Source organism: Peterkaempfera griseoplana (assembly GCF_001418575.1).
In the GTDB taxonomy this organism is placed as follows: Bacteria; Actinomycetota; Actinomycetes; order Streptomycetales; family Streptomycetaceae; genus Peterkaempfera; species Peterkaempfera griseoplana.
In genome coordinates, this window is the sequence record NZ_LIQR01000676.1 from 1 (window position 1) to 2926 (window position 2926).

Genomic DNA, 2926 nt, shown 5'->3' on the forward strand with positions numbered 1-2926 from the left:
CCCCGAGACCTTCACCCGCTGGTTCCGCCGCCACCGCGCCCGGCATCCCGCCGACCCGGGCGCACCCCGGCTGCTGCTCTGGCCCGACACCTTCTCCGACCACCTGGAACCCCACATCCCCCGGGCCGCCGTCACCGTGCTGGAACATCTCGGCTACGCCGTGGAGATCCCCGACCGGCCCGTCTGCTGCGGCCTCACCTGGATCTCCACCGGGCAGCTCACCACCGCCCGCCGGGTGCTGCGCCGCACGCTGGAAATCCTGCCGCCGGACATCCCCGTGGTCGGCCTCGAACCCAGCTGCACCACCGCGCTGCGCGACGAACTCCCCGCCCTGGTCGGCGGCGACGCCGCCCGCGCCCTGGCCGGCCGGGTCGCCACCTTCGCCGAGACGGTGGACCGGCACCCCGGCCCCCTCCCGGTCCGGCCCGGCAGCGCCCTCACCCAGGTGCACTGCCACCAGCACGCCGCCCTGGGCACCGAGGCCGACCGCCGGGTCACCGCCAGGATCGGGCTGGACAACCGCCAGCTGGACTCCGGCTGCTGCGGACTGGCCGGCAACTTCGGCTACGAGCGCGGCCACTACGAGGTCTCGCGGGCCGCCGCCGAACGGGTGCTGCTGCCCGAGGTGCGCGCCGCCGGCCCGGAGACCCTGGTCCTCGCCGACGGCTTCAGCTGCCGCACCCAGATCGCCCAACTCGCCGGGGGCCGCCGCGCCCTGCATCTGGCCGAGGTCCTCGCCGGGGCACTGGCGGACGGGCCGCCGGACGGCCGCCCCGCCGGCTGACCCCCGGGCGGGGGCCGTCAGCCGGCGTCGCCCTGCAGCACGATCCGGATGGCGACCGTTCCCTCACGGCCGCGCCGCAGCCGGCTGCCGAGCAGGGTCAGCCGGCCCAGCAGCCCGTACTTGCGGGCCAGCAGCGTGCGGTAGTGCCCGGTGGCCTCGGCGCCGAGGACCTCGGCGCTGCCGGGGACGTCGTCGCCCCTGCGGTTGCCCCGCACATCGCAGGGCGCGACCAGGACGTCGGCCCGGTTGCGGATCCGCTTGACCTTCCAGGAGTCGGCGGTGGTCCACACCCCGAGGGCGTTCCCGTCCGGCACCACCCACACCGGGGTGGGCACGGTGGAGCCGTCCCGTTTGTAGGTGGTGAGGAGCAGGTACTTGCCCGCGCCCAGCCGCTGCAGGGTGCCGCCGTCGGTCGTCATGCGGTCAGGCTATGCCCGGCCGCTCCGCAGCGGGGGGCATCCCGCTCAGACGGCGGGCACGCCGTCGAGCGGGCGGGCGCCGACGAAGGCCGTGGTGCGGCGCAGCCGGAACCCCAGCGCCTCGTAGAGGCGGATCGCGCCGGTGTTGTCCGCGGCGGCGTGCAGAAAGGGCGTCTCGCCGCGGGCGCGGATACCGGCGGCGACCGCGAGGACCAGCCGGGTCCCCAGCCCCTGGCCGCGGAAGGCCGGGTCGGTGCAGACCGCGCTGATCTCGGCCCAGCCGGGCGGACGCAGCCGCTCACCGGCCATCGCGACCAGGGCCCCGCCCCGCCGGATGCCGAGATAGCCGCCCAGCTCGACGGTCCGCGGCAGAAACGGGCCGGGCCTGGTCCGCGCGGTCAGCTCCAGCATCTCCGGTACGTCCGCCGGGCCCAGCGGCACCGCCTCCTCGTCGGGCGCGGCGGCGACCCCGGCGTCCACCAACTGCACCCCGTCGACGGCGAACAGCGTCTCCCAGCCCGCGGGCGGCAGCGCCGCCACCCCGGTGGTGAGCGGTACCGCCGCCCCGGCGCCGGCCAGCGCGGCGAAGTCCGCCCAGGCCGAGGCGTCCGGCTCGTCCGGCACCGCGCCGAACGGGGACACCTGCGGGTGGTAGCGCAGTGCGTCGCCCCGGCGCTCGGCCAGATGCGCATGCGTCCCGGTCAGCGACCACCACACGGGGTTGTCCAGCGGGTGCGGTGCGCTGGGCTGCGCCTCGGGCATGACGGACCTGCCTCCTGTACCTGCGGTCGGGAACATTCCCGCAACCGGGGCGGCTGCGCGGATATTCCGGTGCGCTGAAGTGTCGCTGCTGCGGCGTGGCCGGACCCGGCAGGTCTCCCCGCCGGTGGGGGCCGCCGGTGCCAGACTGGGGCGGTGGACACGCCAGAGCCTCCCCGCCTGCTGCCGGTCGACCAGTATCTCGCCGGGCTCACCAGGGCTTATGTCGCTTCGGGTGCGCTGATCACCGATGCCTCGGACCGTCTGCTGATCGTCAAGCCCACCTACCGCACCCGCTGGTCGCTCCCCGGGGGCACGGTGGACCCGGGGGAGGACCCGGCGCAGTGCGTGGTCCGTGAGGTCGCCGAGGAGACCGGGCTGACGGTGACCCTGGTGCGGCTCGCCGCCGTCCACTGGACCGCGCATGTCGACGGCCGGGAGTCCGGTGTCCGTCCGACCAGCGGCCACCCGGGGCTGCAGTTCGTCTTCGACTGCGGCAGCGTCCCGGACGGCACCGAAGTACGGCTGCCGCCGGACGAGTTGGAGGACTTCCGCTGGTGCACCCCGGAGGAGGCCTACCGGCTGCTCTCCCCCGGGTCGGTCCGCCGGCTGCGGGCGGCGCTGGCGGTGCGGGACTGCGGACGTACGGCGTTCATTTCCGGCAGCACCCCGCCGGGACCGCACGACTGGTCCGCCGACATCCATGTGCACTGACGCCCCGCCGCGCCCCTTCCCGCTGCGCCCGGTCCCGGTGCCAGCGGCCTGCCCCCTGCCCTGGTGCGCCCCCGCCGCCCGGACGCTGCGTCCGGATCCGGCCCTGCGCGGACGGGTGCGGGGCACCCGCCGCCGGGCAGAAAGGACTGTGCACGGCACGGGACCCGACCCAGGAGCACCATGACCCTCTCCGCCGACCGCGAACTCCCCTACTACGAGCAGTTCTCACCCGGCAGCGGCGCCCTCCCGC

General features: G+C 75.9%; 4 protein-coding genes. 2 read left to right on the plus strand and 2 right to left on the minus strand.

All coding sequences use genetic code 11. The features are described 5' to 3' along the window. A partial coding sequence (locus AOK09_RS35195) for a (Fe-S)-binding protein (RefSeq protein WP_169797114.1) occupies positions 1 to 784 on the plus strand: 784 nt, incomplete at its 5' end. A 17-nt stretch (positions 785 to 801) separates the two neighbouring features. On the opposite strand, the gene AOK09_RS35200 is transcribed toward AOK09_RS35195, so the two are convergent. Further along, positions 802 to 1203, minus strand: a complete 402-nt coding sequence (locus AOK09_RS35200; protein WP_055591259.1) for a PPOX class F420-dependent oxidoreductase — start codon at positions 1201 to 1203, stop codon at positions 802 to 804. 45 nt (positions 1204 to 1248) lie between these two features. After that, positions 1249 to 1965 carry a GNAT family N-acetyltransferase gene (locus AOK09_RS35205; protein ID WP_055591260.1) on the minus strand — a complete coding sequence of 239 codons (717 nt, stop codon included), beginning with the start codon at positions 1963 to 1965 and terminating at the stop codon, positions 1249 to 1251. A 153-nt stretch (positions 1966 to 2118) separates the two neighbouring features. Between AOK09_RS35205 and AOK09_RS35210 the strand changes: the two genes are divergently transcribed. Beyond that, a complete protein-coding gene (locus AOK09_RS35210) occupies positions 2119 to 2676 on the plus strand; it encodes an NUDIX domain-containing protein (protein WP_055591261.1) in 558 nt (185 codons plus the stop codon). Positions 2677 to 2926 lie beyond the last annotated feature (250 nt).